This is a genomic window from Acinetobacter sp. 789_lipA (genome assembly GCF_058242845.1).
This window is the reverse complement of the sequence record NZ_JBZAYS010000001.1, coordinates 1,056,613-1,073,358: the sequence shown is the minus strand read 5'-3', so window position 1 is coordinate 1,073,358 and position 16,746 is coordinate 1,056,613. Positions and strand designations below refer to the sequence as shown.

At 42.6% G+C, this 16,746-nt stretch carries 14 protein-coding genes and 2 tRNA genes; 10 read left to right on the top strand and 6 right to left on the bottom strand.

The window, feature by feature from the left end:
• Window positions 1–41: 41 nt before the first annotated feature.
• Complete coding sequence (gene ettA, locus AC4CUZ_RS05005; protein ID WP_279045254.1) at window positions 42–1,703, bottom strand: energy-dependent translational throttle protein EttA; 1,662 nt, start codon at window positions 1,701–1,703, stop codon at window positions 42–44.
• Between the two features lie 295 nt (window positions 1,704–1,998).
• Between ettA and AC4CUZ_RS05000 the strand changes: the two genes are divergently transcribed.
• The 3 genes from AC4CUZ_RS05000 (at window position 1,999) to AC4CUZ_RS04990 (ending at window position 5,340) form a co-directional block, all read left to right on the top strand.
• Complete coding sequence (locus AC4CUZ_RS05000) at window positions 1,999–3,276, top strand: O-acetylhomoserine aminocarboxypropyltransferase/cysteine synthase family protein (RefSeq protein WP_114836339.1); 1,278 nt, start codon at window positions 1,999–2,001, stop codon at window positions 3,274–3,276.
• Window positions 3,277–3,596: 320 nt separating this feature from the next.
• Complete coding sequence (locus AC4CUZ_RS04995; protein WP_238893368.1) at window positions 3,597–4,472, top strand: SDR family NAD(P)-dependent oxidoreductase; 876 nt, start codon at window positions 3,597–3,599, stop codon at window positions 4,470–4,472.
• 550 nt (window positions 4,473–5,022) lie between these two features.
• Window positions 5,023–5,340, top strand: a complete 318-nt coding sequence (locus AC4CUZ_RS04990; RefSeq protein ID WP_029575131.1) for a hypothetical protein — start codon at window positions 5,023–5,025, stop codon at window positions 5,338–5,340.
• A gap of 57 nt (window positions 5,341–5,397) precedes the next feature.
• On the opposite strand, the gene AC4CUZ_RS04985 is transcribed toward AC4CUZ_RS04990, so the two are convergent.
• Window positions 5,398–7,749 carry a Tex family protein gene (locus AC4CUZ_RS04985; RefSeq protein WP_490747347.1) on the bottom strand — a complete coding sequence of 784 codons (2,352 nt, stop codon included), beginning with the start codon at window positions 7,747–7,749 and terminating at the stop codon, window positions 5,398–5,400.
• Between the two features lie 336 nt (window positions 7,750–8,085).
• Here AC4CUZ_RS04985 and ompR point away from each other — a divergent pair, with 336 nt between their 5' ends.
• From ompR to AC4CUZ_RS04965, 4 genes are all read left to right on the top strand, one after another.
• The gene (gene ompR, locus AC4CUZ_RS04980) at window positions 8,086–8,850 is read left to right on the top strand and encodes an osmolarity response regulator transcription factor OmpR (protein ID WP_004691545.1); all 765 of its coding nucleotides are present in this window, start codon (window positions 8,086–8,088) and stop codon (window positions 8,848–8,850) included.
• A gap of 303 nt (window positions 8,851–9,153) precedes the next feature.
• On the top strand, window positions 9,154–10,614 hold the full coding sequence (locus tag AC4CUZ_RS04975; RefSeq protein ID WP_125273607.1) for an ATP-binding protein: 1,461 nt from the start codon (window positions 9,154–9,156) through the stop codon (window positions 10,612–10,614).
• Window positions 10,615–10,820: 206 nt separating this feature from the next.
• A complete protein-coding gene (gene scpC, locus AC4CUZ_RS04970) occupies window positions 10,821–12,338 on the top strand; it encodes a succinyl-CoA:acetate CoA-transferase ScpC (RefSeq protein ID WP_270428400.1) in 1,518 nt (505 codons plus the stop codon).
• A gap of 124 nt (window positions 12,339–12,462) precedes the next feature.
• On the top strand, window positions 12,463–12,882 hold the full coding sequence (locus AC4CUZ_RS04965; RefSeq protein ID WP_004691549.1) for a GNAT family acetyltransferase: 420 nt from the start codon (window positions 12,463–12,465) through the stop codon (window positions 12,880–12,882).
• Between the two features lie 10 nt (window positions 12,883–12,892).
• On the opposite strand, the gene AC4CUZ_RS04960 is transcribed toward AC4CUZ_RS04965, so the two are convergent.
• From AC4CUZ_RS04960 to AC4CUZ_RS04945, 4 genes are all read right to left on the bottom strand, one after another.
• A complete protein-coding gene (locus AC4CUZ_RS04960; protein WP_426978161.1) occupies window positions 12,893–13,645 on the bottom strand; it encodes a class I SAM-dependent methyltransferase in 753 nt (250 codons plus the stop codon).
• A gap of 142 nt (window positions 13,646–13,787) precedes the next feature.
• A tRNA-Phe gene (locus AC4CUZ_RS04955) sits at window positions 13,788–13,863 on the bottom strand.
• A 137-nt stretch (window positions 13,864–14,000) separates the two neighbouring features.
• A tRNA-Phe gene (locus AC4CUZ_RS04950) sits at window positions 14,001–14,076 on the bottom strand.
• A 186-nt stretch (window positions 14,077–14,262) separates the two neighbouring features.
• The gene (locus AC4CUZ_RS04945) at window positions 14,263–14,640 is read right to left on the bottom strand and encodes a GNAT family N-acetyltransferase (protein WP_004691552.1); all 378 of its coding nucleotides are present in this window, start codon (window positions 14,638–14,640) and stop codon (window positions 14,263–14,265) included.
• A 92-nt stretch (window positions 14,641–14,732) separates the two neighbouring features.
• Between AC4CUZ_RS04945 and hisB the strand changes: the two genes are divergently transcribed.
• The 3 genes from hisB (at window position 14,733) to AC4CUZ_RS04930 (ending at window position 16,697) form a co-directional block, all read left to right on the top strand.
• Window positions 14,733–15,326, top strand: coding sequence for an imidazoleglycerol-phosphate dehydratase HisB (hisB, locus tag AC4CUZ_RS04940; RefSeq protein WP_078389532.1), 594 nt, complete (start codon window positions 14,733–14,735; stop codon window positions 15,324–15,326).
• Window positions 15,326–15,943: an imidazole glycerol phosphate synthase subunit HisH gene (gene hisH / locus AC4CUZ_RS04935; protein ID WP_279731440.1), complete on the top strand. Its 618-nt coding sequence runs from the start codon at window positions 15,326–15,328 to the stop codon at window positions 15,941–15,943. The genes hisB and hisH overlap by 1 nt, the downstream gene beginning before the upstream one ends.
• A 289-nt stretch (window positions 15,944–16,232) precedes the next feature.
• Window positions 16,233–16,697, top strand: coding sequence for a DUF805 domain-containing protein (locus AC4CUZ_RS04930; protein WP_004978134.1), 465 nt, complete (start codon window positions 16,233–16,235; stop codon window positions 16,695–16,697).
• Window positions 16,698–16,746 lie beyond the last annotated feature (49 nt).

The window sequence follows — 16,746 nt, the reverse complement described above, 5'->3', positions numbered from 1 at the left end:
CCAGCCCGAAGGCTGGTTTTCTAATTGAATTAACGGAAGCGTTAACCGCCAATTTTCTTGTATTTGGTACGTTTTTGAACTGCAGCATCACCCAAACATGCTAAACGATAGGCTTCATACTCAGCATAGTTACCTTCGTAGAATTCAGGCTGTTCGTTCTCAAACGACAAGATGTGCGTTGCAATACGGTCAAGGAACCAACGGTCGTGCGACACCACCATTACCGTACCTGGGAATACAAGAATTGCATCCTCAAGCGCACGTAAGGTTTCGATATCCAAGTCGTTCGATGGCTCATCCAGTAAGATGACGTTTGCACCCATTTGCAGGATTTTCGCCAGTTGTAAACGATTACGCTCACCACCTGACAACTCACCTACACGCTTCTGCTGGTCTTGACCTTTAAAGTTAAAGCGACCGATATAAGCACGTGATGCAATTTCATAATCGCCAATTCTTAAGATATCCAAACCGCCTGAAACTTCTTCCCAAACCGTTTTGTTGTTATCTAAGGTGTCACGAATCTGACCAACATACGCCACTTTAACCGACTCACCCAAAGTCACTGTACCTGTATCTGGCTGTTGTTCACCAGTCATCATACGGAACAGTGTGGTTTTACCCGCACCGTTTGGACCCACGATACCCACAATTGCTGTAGGAGGTACGGTAAAGCTCAGGTTTTCGTACAGTAAGCGACCATCAAATGATTTACTGATGCCTTCCACTTCTACGACTTTATTGCCTAGGCGTGGGCCCGGTGGAATATAGATTTCAGAAGTTTCGTTACGCTGTTGGAATTCACGTGAGTTAAGCTCTTCAAAACGCTCCATACGCGCTTTGTTTTTCTTTTGCTGACCTTTCGCATTTGAACGAACCCATTCAAGTTCTTTCTTCAATGCTTTAGCAAAAGACTCTTCTTGCTTGTTCTCTTGTTCTAGACGCGCGTTCTTCTGCTCTAACCAAGAAGAATAGTTACCTTGATATGGAATACCCATACCACGGTCAAGCTCAAGAATCCATTCCGCCACGTTATCCAAGAAATAACGGTCGTGCGTAATCGCCACAATCGTGCCAGCAAAGTCTTTCAAGAAACGCTCTAACCAAGACACAGATTCTGCATCCAAGTGGTTCGTTGGTTCGTCTAGAAGTAACATGTCTGGCTTAGATAAAAGCAAACGACACAATGCAACACGACGACGCTCACCACCTGAAAGTAGTGTGACATCCGCATCCCAAGCAGGTAGGTTCAAGGCAGCTGCAGCTTGATCCATTTGGTTGCTCAGATTATGCGCATCCCATGAATGGATAATCGCTTCAAGTTTTTCTTGCTCTTTTGCCAATGCATCAAAGTCTGCATCTTCTGCTGCATATTCAGCAAATACTTCGTCCAAACGTGCCAAAGCATCCAATGGTTCACGTAAACCATCTTCTACGTTTCCACGGACATCTTTATTTGGATCAAGTGGCGGTTCTTGTTCTAGGTAACCAATTTTGATACCCGGTTGCGCACGAGCTTCACCAGAGAAATCTTTGTCTACGCCTGCCATAATACGAAGCAAGGTCGATTTACCTGCACCGTTTAAACCAAGTACACCAATTTTTGCACCCGGGAAAAATGACAAAGAGATGTCTTTTAAGATTTCGCGCTTAGGCGGAACCATCTTAGACACTCGGTTCATCGTATAAATATATTGGGCCACGTAGGACTCCTCAATAGAAAAACCAAAAAATCGCAAGAAGCGAAAAAATATTTGCGGGCATTATACGATGAATACGTTGAAAAAATAAGGCATGAAACCGATCTTCAATGCAATGTTACAACTTTCAGTGCGGTTATTTTTTAAACACTCTCTTTATCTTACTTTTCCGCAGAAAAGAAGCTACGCTCAGCTCATCTTTATGAATTTTTTAGATAAATATTCATTATTTTCACACTTTCACTCATATTCATTGATGGTAGACTGTGCAATATTTAACTCACGTAGATGAAGTCCCATGACCTATAAAGATGAAACTTTGGCTATCCATGCTGGTTATAGCCCCGAAGCCACCACCAAAGCAGTGGCCGTACCGATTTATCAAACCACCTCTTATGCCTTTGATAATACGCAACATGGTGCGGATTTATTTGACCTTAAAGTACAAGGTAATATTTATACCCGAATTATGAACCCGACCACTGCGGTGCTAGAACAACGTTTGGCTGCACTCGAAGGAGGCATTGGCGCGTTGGCCTTAGCCTCTGGCATGGCAGCCATTACTTACGCCATTCAAACCATTACCGAAGCAGGGGACAACATTGCTTCAGTATCGACCTTGTACGGTGGCACTTATAACCTGTTTGCCCACACTCTACCGAAGCAAGGCATTGAGGTACGTTTCTTTGATTATCAAGATCCAGAAGCCTTACGTGGTTTAATTGATGAAAAAACCAAATTGGTCTTTGTTGAATCGATTGGCAACCCACTCGGCAATATCATTGACCTCGAAGCCATTGCCAAAATTGCGCATGAGTATGGCGTGCCTGTAGTGGTCGATAACACGGTTGCAACTCCTGCGCTGCTGAAACCTTTTGAATATGGGGCAGATATTGTGGTGCATTCCTTGACCAAATATATTGGCGGGCATGGTAACTCGATTGGTGGAGCGATTGTCGACAGCGGTAAATTCCCTTGGGGCAAGTATCCTGAGCGCTTTAAAGTGCTGAATACGCCAGACCCAAGCTATCACGGCGTGAACTATGTCGAAGCTTTAGGCGAAGCAGCTTATATCGCGCGTGCCCGCGTGGTACCACTACGTAATACTGGCGCTGCGATTAGCCCTTTAAGCGTGTTCTTGATTCTACAAGGCTTAGAAACGCTAAACCTGCGTATGGAACGTCATACTGAAAATGCGCAGAAAGTCGCAGAATATTTACAAGCCCACCCCAAAGTGAAATGGGTCAACTATGCGGGACTGAAAGACCATCCTCAGCATGGCTTGGCGCAAAAATATGTCAAAGGAAAACCTTCGGCGATTTTATCTTTTGGGGTACAAGATGGCCGTGAAGGTGGCACCCGCTTTATTGATGCTCTGCAACTCTTCACTCGCTTGGTCAATATTGGCGATGCCAAAAGTCTGGCGTGCCACCCCGCCACCACCACACATCGCCAACTGAATGAAGCGGAATTAAAGTCTGCTGGAGTAAGTCTTGACATGGTGCGGTTATCTGTAGGCATTGAACATATTGATGATTTGATTGCAGATTTAGAGCAAGCCTTGGCTCAAGTCTAAAATACAGACCGCTAAACTTAAAACCTCAATCACATGATTGAGGTTTTTTATACGCTTGTCTTTTATATTTATAGCCCTTTCACTTTGATTGAATTCATGTTAAAAACAATTAATTAGAACCAATAAAATAGAGCTTTTACTCTAATTTTATTTATTATTTCAATAACTTATGCAGTGATATTTTTAAGCAGTTTAGGTATTATACCGTGAAGGAAAGCCGCTACATTTCTCAGAAAATGTAGCCTTAATAATCGAATATAAAAATAGCCATAACCCTCAAATATTTGACTTAGATCAGGAATGATAACGTGAATTCAAGAATGGATAGACTTTTTAAAGAACGTGTAAATGGAAAAACCGTCTTAATTACAGGCGCTTCAAGTGGTATTGGTTTAACCGTTGCACACAAACTGGCTGACGCAGGAGCGCACGTCCTTTTAGTTTCGCGCACCAAAGAAACACTAGAAGAAGTGAAAGCAGAAATCGAAGCCAAAGGTGGTTCAGCCTCTGTTTTTCCATGTGACCTAAATGATTTAGACTCGATTGATGAAGTCTCTAAGCAGATTTTAGCTTCAGTCGATCATATTGATATTTTAATTAATAACGCAGGTCGTTCGATCCGCCGTGCTGTACATGAGTCAGCAGAACGCTTCCACGACTTTGAACGCACCATGCAACTCAACTACTTTGGTGCTGTACGTTTAGTCATGAACATCCTGCCACAAATGATGATTCGTCGTGATGGGCATATTATTAACATTAGCTCGATTGGCGTATTGGCAAATGCCACTCGTTTCTCAGCCTATGTGGCGTCTAAAGCCGCATTAGATGCATTCAGTCGCTGTCTTTCTGCCGAAGTGCATTCACATAAAATTGCGATTACTTCGGTTTATATGCCTTTGGTACGCACTCCAATGATTGCGCCGACGAAAATTTATAAATACGTTCCGACTCTTTCGCCTGAACAAGCAGCAGATCTAGTTGCTTATGCGATTGTGAAACGCCCGAAGAAAGTGGCAACTAACTTAGGTCGTTTGGCATCAATCACTTATTCAATCGCACCAGACATCAACAATAAGCTCATGTCGATTGGTTATAACTTATTCCCAAGTTCTACCGCGTCTGTAGGTGAACAGCAAAAACTCAACTGGGTGCAAAAAGCGTATGCACGCTTATTCCCAGGTGAACACTGGTAAGTTTTCTTACAATTTACCCAACCTTTGATCAAAGGTTGGGTAGCTAAATTTTTTACAACTCTTTTATAGTTATTAATATTCGCTTAAGAAAAAAAGCCCATCATAAGAGCAACAATAAAAGGGGAAAAGAAATGCAGACATTTTATTTATTCAAGCTTTTTTGCTTCATCTTTGCTGCAACCACTGCTTTTAATCTATATACAGAACTTACCCTCTCTCATATTTCAATCTGGCAAGTGCTGATTCATGGCGGTTTGCTGATGATCTTGCTCGAATTTGGCTTTAAGAGCCAACGCGCACCGCAACAGCCTACCCCACTGACGAGCGAAATATACTCTCTAGAAACAAAAAACAAGCCAACCTCACAACCCTCAAGCATGTATTGCAATATTTTTTCAAAAATAGGTTTAGTCTCCATTTTTTCCAGCCTGATTGCACAAAGCCTAATCAGTTAAGACTCATACCTTTTTTTGTGGACAAAAAATAAAGACGACGTGACCCTTCTACTTTTTGTGTTATAAACAGCCGTCTTTTTTTATTTTGTGAATTTATGCGCGCTTTTACTTTCGTACTGCAATATGTGTGTATCGCTTTTGCGATTTATCTCTGCTACCGAGTAGGCAGTAGCCTGTATTTACAAGATTATGTATTGATGGATATCGTGGCCAATGTCGGGACGATTCTAATCTGTATCGACCTTGCTGTTTTCCTGTGGCATAGCCGCAGCACCCAAGCCATAAGCCTCAAAGATTATGCCACTCGACTGGAACAACCCGCTCCAACTTTTGTCAAAGTTTGCCGAAAGCTTGGGCACTTTGGCATTATGCTGATTATCACCAGTTGGATCGTGCCCATCATCAACGGATAAAAGTAACCATAAAAAAAACCTCCCACTTGGGAGGTTTTTTTATTCAAATCTTAAAGATTATTTCGAACCTTTAATCCCTGCTTGAAGTAACAATGCACCTAAACCACCAATTTTATTTTCTTGAGGTTTAGCCGTTTGCGGCTTCTTATTTGTTTGAGCACGCTCGCCTTGAGGACGTGTTTGTTGTGGACGTTTACCTTGTGGTTTACGTTCACTACGCTCTGTATTTTCACGACGTGGTTGACGCGGAGCTTTAGCCGCTTCAGCACCTTCCGGACGCATCGACAAATTCACACGATTACGCTCAGCATCTACAGTGAGTACACGTACTTGCACAATTTGCCCCGGCTTCACCACTTTATGCGGATCTGCAACGAATTCATTGGCCAACTCTGAAATATGAACTAAACCATCTTGGTGTACACCCACATCCACAAAAGCACCGAAGTTCGTCACATTGGTCACGACACCTTCAAGCTGCATGCCTTCAGTCAGTTGCGCAACTTCCGTAATGTCTTCACGGAATTTTGCTGTACGGAACTCTGGACGCGGATCACGACCTGGTTTTTCCAGTTCAGACAGTACATCTTGAATAGTTGGTAAACCAAATTTCTCATCTGCAAATTCTTCAGCATTCACTTGGCGAATGATTTCAGAGTTACCAATGATATCTTTCACCGTCGTCGCTTTCGCTTCAACAATTTTACCGACCAGCGCATAAGACTCTGGGTGAACAGCAGAAGCATCCAGTGGCTCTGAACCATCTTGAATACGTAAGAAACCTGCCGCTTGTTCAAAAGTACGCTCGCCTAACCGCGGTACTTTTTTCAAATCTTGGCGGTTGTCGAAACGGCCATTTTCTTTACGAAAATCGACAATTTGCTGCGCAATCGACTTATTCAAACCTGCGATATAACCCAAGATAGCAGATGATGCAGTATTAACATCCACACCCACTGAGTTCACACAGTCTTCAACGACTGCTTCAAGGGTTTTCGCTAAACCAGTTTGGTTCACATCATGTTGGTACTGACCTACACCAATCGATTTTGGATCGATTTTCACCAGTTCAGCCAATGGGTCTTGTAAACGACGTGCAATCGACACTGCACCACGAATCGACACATCTAGCTCTGGTAACTCCGCAGAAGCCAATTCAGATGCTGAATAAACCGATGCACCGGCTTCTGATACAGAAACACGCGTCAATTTAAGATCGCTATTTGCAGCCATCATTTCAGCCACAACGCTTTCTGTTTCACGGCTTGCTGTACCATTGCCAATGGCAATCAGGTCAACATTAAACTCGCGGCATAAACGGGCAAGTTCTGCAATTGAACCCGCTTTATCATCTTTGGGTGCAAATGGATAAATCGTGCTATGTGTAAGTACATCACCCGATGCATTCACCACAGCCAATTTCACCCCTGTACGGATACCAGGGTCCACACCTAGGGTTGTACGTGCGCCCGCGGGTGCAGACAACAGCAAATGACGTAAGTTTTCAGCAAAAACATCCATTGCTTCAGATTCAGCTGCAAGACGTTTTTCAGTGAGCAACGAATGTTCGATACTTGGACGAACCTTGCCTAACCAGAACAATTTAGCTGTTTGTTTTAAATAGTCTTGACGTGCTTGCGGCTGTGCAGTTTCAAGGCTGTATTCATTTTCAATACGCGCCACTGGTGCATCATCTTCACCATCAACTTTTAAACCTAAAACGTTTTCTTGACGGCCACGTAACATAGCCAATAAACGGTGTGACGGGACTTTATTTAAATTTTCAGAAAAGTCGAAGTAATCGCGAAATTTTTTGCCAACTTCTTTTTTCTCATCACTTGCCACTAAACTTTTTAAAGTGGCTGTTTTTGCAAACATTGCTTTAAGTTCAGTGGTCAGTGCAATGTTCTGCGCCCAGTCATCAATTAGAATATGTTGAATCGCATCCAACTGACTTTCTAGATCTGGATAATCTTCATGGCTAAAGTCTGCCAATGCTTCAGCTGGATCAACCGCTTCTGCAAAGATTTTTTCTGCAATCGGGCCTAAGCCTGCTTCTTTGGCTTTAAATGATTTACTGGTCCGTTTTGGACGGTAGGGTGCGTAAATTTCTTCTAAGGCATTTTTAGTTTCAGCAGCATTTACACGTGCCAATAAATCATCAGACAATTTGTCTTGTTCTTTTAATGATTCGATTACCTTGTCGCGACGTTCAAATAAGTCACGTAAATAAGCCAAACGTGTATCGAGCTGACGTAACTGCGCATCATCTAAGCCTTGCGTGACTTCTTTACGGTAACGCGCAATAAATGGAACGCTAGCACCTTCATCAATCAACTTGATGGCAGCCTCGATTTGATTTGGACGTACGGCAATTTCTTTTGCCAACTGCTGAACTAAGTCAGTCATCGTATGTGATCCCACAAGGATATGTACTAAAAGCCATGATTATAAAGACCAAGACTATAAAATCCACAACTGTTTTTATTAATTTAATGGCTTAAATGTGACATATTTCAGGCAAATTTCATAAATCCATCTCATTTTCAGTGTTAAATCTTATTTTTAGGTATTCTTTGCCATTTTTTTCTATGGGCTAAGATGTATACATTTGGTATCTATGTCTTGATTTTACCTGCAATATTTGTTGCTTTAGAGCATAGTAAAGACATACAAATGAGTCGTATACTCAAGACTATCCCGACTTTTGTTTACGATGACAATAAAGAATAAAGGAGCACTTCAATGAGTTTAGTTGTACCTGCTGAAAAAACAGATGCTGTACATAGCGATGCAGATCGCGTTGAACGCATTTTAGTGGTAGATGACGATGTGCGTTTACGTACGCTACTCCAACGCTTTTTAGAAGATAAAGGCTTTGTGGTGAAAACAGCGCATGATGCAACTCAAATGGATCGTCTCTTACAGCGCGAACTGTTTTCACTGATTGTGCTCGACTTCATGCTCCCTGTGGAAGATGGTTTAAGTATCTGCCGTCGTCTACGCCAATCCAATATTGATACACCTATTATTATGCTTACCGCACGTGGCAGTGATTCAGACCGTATTGCAGGTCTAGAAGCAGGTGCAGATGACTATTTACCGAAACCATTTAATCCAAATGAGTTGTTAGCACGTATTCGCGCTGTACTGCGCCGCCAAGTCCGTGAAGTTCCAGGCGCACCAAGCCAACAAATGGAAGTAGTCAGCTTTGGGCCATGGTCACTTGATTTATCAACACGCACTCTCACGCGTGAAGGTCAAGTCGTAACCCTAACTACAGGTGAGTTTGCGGTACTGAAAGCCTTGGTACAACATCCACGTGAGCCTTTGACTCGCGACAAATTGATGAACCTTGCACGTGGCCGTGAATGGGGTGCAATGGAACGTTCAATTGATGTTCAAGTATCGCGCCTCCGTCGCCTTGTGGAAGAAAACCCTGCGCGTGCACGCTATATTCAAACGGTTTGGGGTGTGGGTTATGTGTTCGTTCCAGATGGCGCGGAATAATTCAAAACTGAAAAATACGGCTTCGGTCTTTTTAAGCTGAGTAGCAATAATCAGCACGACGGAGTCCTAAAATTAAGCTCAACTTTATCGATTAACCTGCGGTTCGCCTTACTTTTGTTTCGACAAAAGTAAGCAAAACCATTGTCATCTGCAAAACTCGGCATATTTCTGCATTTCAACATCATGCTCGCAGAAACTTTATAACACCCAGACCTCCTGCCTCGAACAATTGCAGATGACTTTTCGCGTATCGCATACCTGTCACCATTGAACTATGTCTCTTACATAGAAACAGGAAATCACGTGAAACTCGAACCCATCGACCCTCAAAAATTTACAGATTACGAAGCGTATTCAGAACGGAAACGCACGCGTTGGGAACGCTTTTTAGATAAAATCAAGCCGCGTTCTGCTGCCATGCGCACCACCGTACTGGTACTCTTCATTGTATTTTTCAGTTTATTTATGTCCTTGTGGTTCTTTTGGCGAACTCTATATCTTCCAGAAATCCAACAACATGCTCGTTACCTTGCTGTTGAAATAGAAATTCTCAACAACCCCGATTTACGGATTTATCATCAAAATACTGAAGTCGATGTCGATGACTGGTTAAGAAGCCGTGTTGGCATTGAATACGTCACCGATCCCAAAGAATATCCCAATGTCAAAGATAAAGTCATCGCCGAATTCTTTACTAACCAAATTGAAGCTAAGCTGGCCAAAGAATTAAAAGTCGAACATGCCACGGTGTATTTCCAATTTAAGCCCAGTCCGCGGATTTGGATTCAAACTCCTGAAATGAACGGCAACTGGGTCCGCGAACCCCTGAAAACCTATGCCAACTACAGCCCTGAATTAATTTTCGGCTGGCTACTTGGCGTACCACTTATTGCAGCAGCCATTATTTTAACCTTGGTTCGTCAGCTCAATCGCCCGCTGCGTCGTCTGCAAAATGCTGCCAACAGTTATAGTAAAACAGGCACAGCACCATATTTAGAGACCAATCACGGCCCCCAAGAAATTCGTGAGGTCAACCAAGCGTTTAATCACATGATTTACACCCTAGATCAGACTGAACGTGACCGCCGGATTATGTTGGCAGGGATTTCACATGACTTACGCACCCCACTGACCCGTATTCGACTCAGTGCAGAAATGATGCCCGATGATGATTTTTTAAAAGAAGGGCTGATTTATGACGTTGAAGATATGGACGCGATCTTAAATCAGTTCATTTCCTATATGCGTGATGGTTCGGATGAGGAAATCCAAGACACCGATTTAAATATGCTATTACAAGAATTGGTGGTGCAATTCAAACCGCTGGATATTCGTTTTGAACCTGCTGAATTACCGATTATTCAGGCACGGAGTCTATCTCTTAAACGCCTGATTGGTAACTTGATTAATAACTCAAAACGCTACGGTGCTGAGCCGATTGAACTTTCCGCAACAGTGGAAAATGAACATATTTTAATTAGCGTAGCAGACCATGGTGAAGGCATTCCTGACGATCAAATTGAAGAACTCATGCAACCTTTTGTGCGTGGCAATGAAGCCAGAACAGTCCAAGGCAGTGGTTTAGGTCTCGCCATTGTGAAACGCATTGTTGATATTCACCAAGGTCAACTCAGCATTCATAATCGGGAACAAGGGGGACTTGAAGCAATTATTTCACTGCCTCTTCATCACAATCAAGATGTTGAAATTTCCAGCAACAACCCACTCGAAAAATTAAAGCAAACCTTGGTTGAGCATTTTTAAATTTTGTACAATAGTTGATCAAACGATTTTGTTCAACTATTCAACAATTTAATTTTACCAAATATATTTCAAACACTTGCAAATCATCAGAATCCCTTATACCCACATTTTTTCAAAAAATTAGACCTTAGCCTAACAGGTATGCACAATGTCGTTCTTGATCGGTACAATCGGTACCAGATCCAGAATATTAACGAGAGTAAACCATGTCTTTAGATCGTATCCGTTTAGCTTCACTTCACGATAAAGTCATCAGTGCAGAAGAAGCGTCTGCTTTTATTGAAGATGGCATGACTGTAGGTATGAGTGGCTTCACTCGTGCTGGCGAAGCGAAAGCTGTACCTTTGGCATTGGTTAAACGTGCACACACAAATCCTTTAAAAATCACATTAATTACTGGTGCTTCTTTAGGTAATGACCTAGACAAGCAATTGACTGAAGCGGGTGTATTGGCACGTCGTTTACCGTTCCAAGTCGACAACACTTTACGTAAAGCCATCAACAATGGCGAAGTGATGTTCATTGACCAACACTTGTCTGAAACTGTTGAGCAAATGCGTAACCTTCAGTTGAAAAAACCTGATGTAGCAATCATTGAAGCGGTTGCGATCACTGAAGATGGCGGCATTATTCCAACAACATCTGTGGGCAACTCTGCAAGTTTTGCAATTTTCGCAGAAAAAGTGATTGTTGAAATCAACACCAACTTAAGCCCTGCATTTGAAGGCTTACACGATATTTACATCCCAACTTACCGTCCAACACGTCAACCGATTCCATTGACTCAAGTGGATGAACGTATTGGTACGCACGCGATCAATATCGATCCTGCAAAAATCGTGGGTATCGTCATCAACAACGACTTACACGACTCTCCATCGACTGTGACAGCGCCAGATAATGAAACTCAAGGCATTGCAGACCACTTAATCGCTTTCTTTGAAAAAGAAGTGGCTGAAGAGCGTCTACCGAAAAACTTAGGCCCATTACAAGCAGGGATTGGCTCAATTGCCAATGCTGTACTTACAGGCCTTAAAGATTCGAACTTCGAAGACCTCGTGATGTACTCAGAAGTGCTGCAAGACTGTACCTTTGAATTGATTGATGCAGGTAAAATGAAGTTTGCTTCAGGTTCATCAATTACCCTTTCAGCTAAATACGGCGAGAAAGTATTTAATAACCTTGAAGCGTACAAAGATAAATTGGTTTTACGCCCACAAGAGATCTCAAACCACCCTGAATTGGTTCGTCGTTTAGGTATTATCGGCATCAACACTGCACTTGAATTTGACATTTACGGTAACGTGAACTCAACTCACGTTTGCGGTACGAAAATGATGAACGGTATTGGTGGTTCAGGTGACTTCGCACGTAATGCACACTTGGCAATCTTCGTGACCAAATCAATTGCAAAAGGTGGCGACATTTCTTCAATCGTTCCATTTGCATCACACGTTGACCATGCAGAGCACGACGTGGACATCCTGGTAACTGAACAAGGTTTGGCAGATCTTCGTGGTTTAGCACCACGTGAGCGTGCTCGTGCGATTATCGACAACTGTGCACACCCACTTTACCGTGATGCATTAAATGATTACTTTGATCGCTCATGTGCCAAAGGTGGTCATACACCTCACCTTCTTCGTGAAGCGTTGTCTTGGCATTCTAACTTTGAGGAAACAGGTCATATGCTTCCTGTTCAAGCAGAAGCGAAATCTGCTTAATTTAAAGTTTTAAAAACGCCCGATTGGGCGTTTTTTATGGCTGATGAAAAGTATAAGAAAACACTTATCAAAATAAAAAAACTCAATTAATCTAAAGGCATCCAAAAATAAAAATGCCAAGCTCATGTTCATTATTCGCCCCTATCTCGAAACAGATTTAGAAGACGTCATTGCACTTTGGGAGGTATGCGACCTCACTCGCCCTTGGAATAACCCTGAAATTGATATTTTTAGAAAAACTGCGCAAAAAGATGGTTTATTTTTACTGGCTGTTAAAGATGAACAACTCATCGCCACATTGATGGGTGGTTATGATGGCCATCGCGGCTGGATTAATTATTTGGCAGTACATCCACACTTTCAACGCAATGGAGTCGCAACTGCACTCATACAACAGCTCGAGAAGCGCCTGATTGCGTTAGGCTGTCCCAAACTACAACTGCTTGTACGTAAAGAAAACATCGACGTGCAAAGCTTCTATGAGCAGCTAGGCTATGAGGAAATCGAAGTCGTGTGCTTTGGTAAACGTCTGATTGCCGATTAAGCTCAGACACTCAATGCGCCGATACAGGTAGACGACCCAATCTTAAAAAAATTGGAAATTTAAGCTCAAAGAGTTGGTTCGCGTGATCATCCAACGCAAAGAATGCTTTGAACTCAAATAAGGGGTCATCTGAATTTTTCGCTCGATAATGTTTCAGTGCAGACCATGTATTTAAATAATCCAACAATTGAGCAGCAGACCATTGAAATGACATCGACAATTCAGACGTCGCTATTTTCTCAAAAGGAAAAGGAATGGTTTGATAGGCCTCGTCGATATAACGTCGTTCGGCATCCCAATAGCCTTTCAAAGTCTTAAAATAAAGTCGCTCAATACACCCCTGTAACTCAGGTTGCTGCAACTGAATTAAACCATAGCCAATGACCGCCAAAATGCCTTCAGGTCGTAAAGTCCGCCTCACTTCTGCATAAAAACCATCAAAATCAAACCAATGAATGGCTTGAGCCACTGTGATTAAATCAAAACTCTGCTCGGCAAAACTGGTGTGCTCTGCAGACTGAACTTGATAACTGACATTTTCAAAATAAGGTGCATGTTGTAACTGATGAGCACTGATATCTGTCGCCACCACGGCATCAAAATGCGGCGCCAACAATTGAGTCAATTGCCCCGACCCTGCGCCACAGTCCCATGCAAATTGAGGAGTCGCCACATGCTTGAGTATTTCTTGAATCAAACTTGCTGGATAACTTGGACGTGCGAGTTGATAAAGCTGACTTCCTGACGAAAAGCGGTCTTTCATAAGCTATTCTCAGTCTTATTTTTGACTCAAAATTAGCACATTTTCCATTAACTAAAGCATGATGTTGTCCAACATCTTACACAATCGCACTTTTCATGGGACAAAAAAAAGCCCCAAACATTGTTTGAGGCTTTTTTGAATATGGTGGCGAGACCCAGGATCGAACTGGGGACACACGGATTTTCAATCCGTTGCTCTACCTACTGAGCTATCACGCCGATGCCGTGTATTAAGCCGTATCTCGGATGAATAGTCAATAAAAATCATCACTTTTTTATTTGATCGGATAAATTTCAGGCAAAAAAAATCCCTGATGGGATCAGGGATTGAAATCTTTTAAATAAGATTTTGAATATGGTGGCGAGACCCAGGATCGAACTGGGGACACACGGATTTTCAATCCGTTGCTCTACCTACTGAGCTATCACGCCGATGTCGCGTATTAAACAGTTTAAGCGAAGCAGCGTCAAGTGCGTTTTCAAAAAAATCAGTTGAGTGTTTACTTTTACAGCAAACTCAGCACCCTTCGTACATTTTTTGAGTCATTCTTTGTACTTAGAGTGCATCACCATCACTATCCATGAAAAAAAGCAGTGTATAAACTGCTTGAAAAAAGCTTAAATTTTACCAATGTGCTCTAAGCAACGGTGAATCGCACCACAACCCGGCTCGAACACTTTGACACCTTTGGCTTCTTCCATACGACAAACTTCTTCAACCAGCCGCTCCGCAACCCCTCGTCCACGGTTAGCAGGATGTACTACGATGTATTCTAAGGTTTTATTTTCACCCTGCCCACTACACCAAATGGCGCCAATGACTTTAGTATTAAATTCTGCGGTATAAAGTAAGGTATACTGAGCTAGATTTTGCTCAAGTTGTTCTACGGCATCATGCCCATCGCCAAATTCAGGACTGGTGTCGTACAGTCGCTCTAGCTGGCTGCGCAACTCTTCTTTTTCCAGTGAAGTATAAGCGTGTACGGTAATAGGCATTGATAAACCCTCCTGAGCAATCTAATATGCGGTGACTTCGTTACGGCGAAACATTTTACATCAATTATTTGACGTCTTTGAGGAACGTGTCTATGACAGAACGTATCAGTGAAGTGGTAAGAAATACCAACGAAACCAAAATTCGAGTTCGTGTAAACCTCGATGGTACGGGTCAAGGCACGCTCAACACAGGTATTCCCTTTTTAGATCATATGATTGATCAAATCAAGCGACATGGCTTATTTGATATTGATATTGAATGTGATGGCGACTTAGATATTGATGATCACCACACGGTTGAAGACTGTGGTATCACGCTTGGACAGGCTTTTGCCAAAGCTTTAGGTGACAAAAAAGGTTTACGTCGTTATGGTCATTTTTATGCACCGTTAGATGAATCTTTAAGCCGTGCTGTGGTGGACTTATCAGGCCGTCCGGGTTTGTTTATGGATATTCCATTTACCCGCGCCATGATTGGTCGTTTTGATGTGGATCTCTTCTCGGAGTTTTTCCAAGGCTTTGTGAACCATGCGCTCATGACGGTACACATTGATAACCTCAAAGGTAAAAATAGCCACCACCAAATTGAAAGTGTGTTCAAAGCGTTTGCGCGTGCACTTCGTATGGCCTGTGAAATTGACCCACGTGCAACCAACACCATTGCTTCAACCAAAGGTAGTTTGTAATGACCCGTATTGCCCTTCTTGACTATGGTATGGGTAACCTACACTCAGCCGCAAAAGCGCTTGAGCATGTTGGTGCAACAGTCGATGTAACCAATGATCCCAAGTTAGTGGCTCAAGCTGATAAAATTGTGTTCCCCGGCGTAGGCGCTATGCGTGACTGTATGCAAGGCATGCATGAAGCAGGGATTGATGAAGTCGTTCGTCATGCGGCATTTAATAAGCCCGTATTAGCGATTTGTGTGGGTATGCAAGCGCTGATGCAACGCTCTGAAGAAAATGGCGGAGTCGATGCTCTCGGTATTTTTGAAGGCAGTGTGAAACGCTTTCCTGATGTAGACGGCTTGAAAGTACCCCATATGGGTTGGAACCAAGTTCATCAGGCTGATCCGAGTCATCCAATGTGGAAAGACATTGAGCAAGATGCACGTTTTTACTTCGTGCACAGCTTTTATGTTGAACCGAAGAACTCTAGCATTGTGGCTGCAACTTGTGACTATGGTTTAGAGTTCTGTACCGCCATTCACCAAGAAAATTTGTTTGCGACCCAGTTCCACCCTGAAAAAAGTCATACCGCAGGTTTGCAACTGCTGAAAAACTTTGTGGAATGGAGAATTTAATTCCTTCCAGCTTCTGTTTGATTGAAAAAGCTCAACTTCGGTTGAGCTTTTGTTTATCCAAAATTGATGCATCTAGACTAAAAATAAATCAGAAACAGCTTAAGTAAATGAGGCATGTGACCCCACTCCTGTGCCTTTCAATGTATAAAATCTTTGCTTTACAGCAGACTAGTGTACTCAAGATGGCTGAGATGCCTTTTCATTGTCACCAAATTTGATTATGATTTGCCTGCTTTTTAGACATTTTTATTTATAAAAAACTTAATTTACAACGATAAGGTAAGTCACTATGACTCAATATGCACAAGAATCTGCGCTGAATGCCGCAGGTCGTTTCGGACGTTTTTCATACCTAGCATGGAACTGTCTACTTGCCATTGTAGCGTCAATTATTCTTGGTATTTTCATCGCCATCTTTCCTAATACATTCGTGAACTTGGAAACAGGCAACTTCGGTGGCGGCATGATTTTTATCATCCTGATCTATGTTGCGCTGATGTACTTCACGTTTGTATTTACTATTCGTCGCCTACATGACCGCAACCATACGGGCTGGTTATCACTGTTGATGTTGGTGCCTCTTGCCAACGTGATCTTAATGCTTTACCTGATTTTCGCACCAGGCGATGATCGTAGCAACAGCTATGGCTCACCACGCCCAACCGCAGGCTGGGAAGCCGTTTTGGCATGGATTTACATCGTGATTTTCGTTTTAGCAATTATCGGCGGTATTGCGGCTGGTTTTATGTCCTAAAATCACCCGTGCAAAACAGCCTGCCTAGGTCGGCTGTTTTGCTAAATCA

Bases quoted from the DNA above. Each gene is read 5' to 3' on its own strand.
- AC4CUZ_RS04960 (WP_426978161.1), bottom strand. From the start codon at position 13,645: ATGAAAGACCGCTTTTCGTCAGGAAGTCAGCTTTATCAACTCGCACGT.
- AC4CUZ_RS04965 (WP_004691549.1), top strand. From the start codon at position 12,463: ATGTTCATTATTCGCCCCTATCTCGAAACAGATTTAGAAGACGTCATT.
- AC4CUZ_RS04930 (WP_004978134.1), top strand. From the start codon at position 16,233: ATGACTCAATATGCACAAGAATCTGCGCTGAATGCCGCAGGTCGTTTC.
- ompR (WP_004691545.1), top strand. From the start codon at position 8,086: ATGAGTTTAGTTGTACCTGCTGAAAAAACAGATGCTGTACATAGCGAT.
- scpC (WP_270428400.1), top strand. From the start codon at position 10,821: ATGTCTTTAGATCGTATCCGTTTAGCTTCACTTCACGATAAAGTCATC.
- AC4CUZ_RS04990 (WP_029575131.1), top strand. From the start codon at position 5,023: ATGCGCGCTTTTACTTTCGTACTGCAATATGTGTGTATCGCTTTTGCG.
- AC4CUZ_RS04985 (WP_490747347.1), bottom strand. From the start codon at position 7,749: ATGACTGACTTAGTTCAGCAGTTGGCAAAAGAAATTGCCGTACGTCCA.
- hisB (WP_078389532.1), top strand. From the start codon at position 14,733: ATGACAGAACGTATCAGTGAAGTGGTAAGAAATACCAACGAAACCAAA.
- hisH (WP_279731440.1), top strand. From the start codon at position 15,326: ATGACCCGTATTGCCCTTCTTGACTATGGTATGGGTAACCTACACTCA.
- AC4CUZ_RS05000 (WP_114836339.1), top strand. From the start codon at position 1,999: ATGACCTATAAAGATGAAACTTTGGCTATCCATGCTGGTTATAGCCCC.
- AC4CUZ_RS04945 (WP_004691552.1), bottom strand. From the start codon at position 14,640: ATGCCTATTACCGTACACGCTTATACTTCACTGGAAAAAGAAGAGTTG.
- AC4CUZ_RS04995 (WP_238893368.1), top strand. From the start codon at position 3,597: ATGGATAGACTTTTTAAAGAACGTGTAAATGGAAAAACCGTCTTAATT.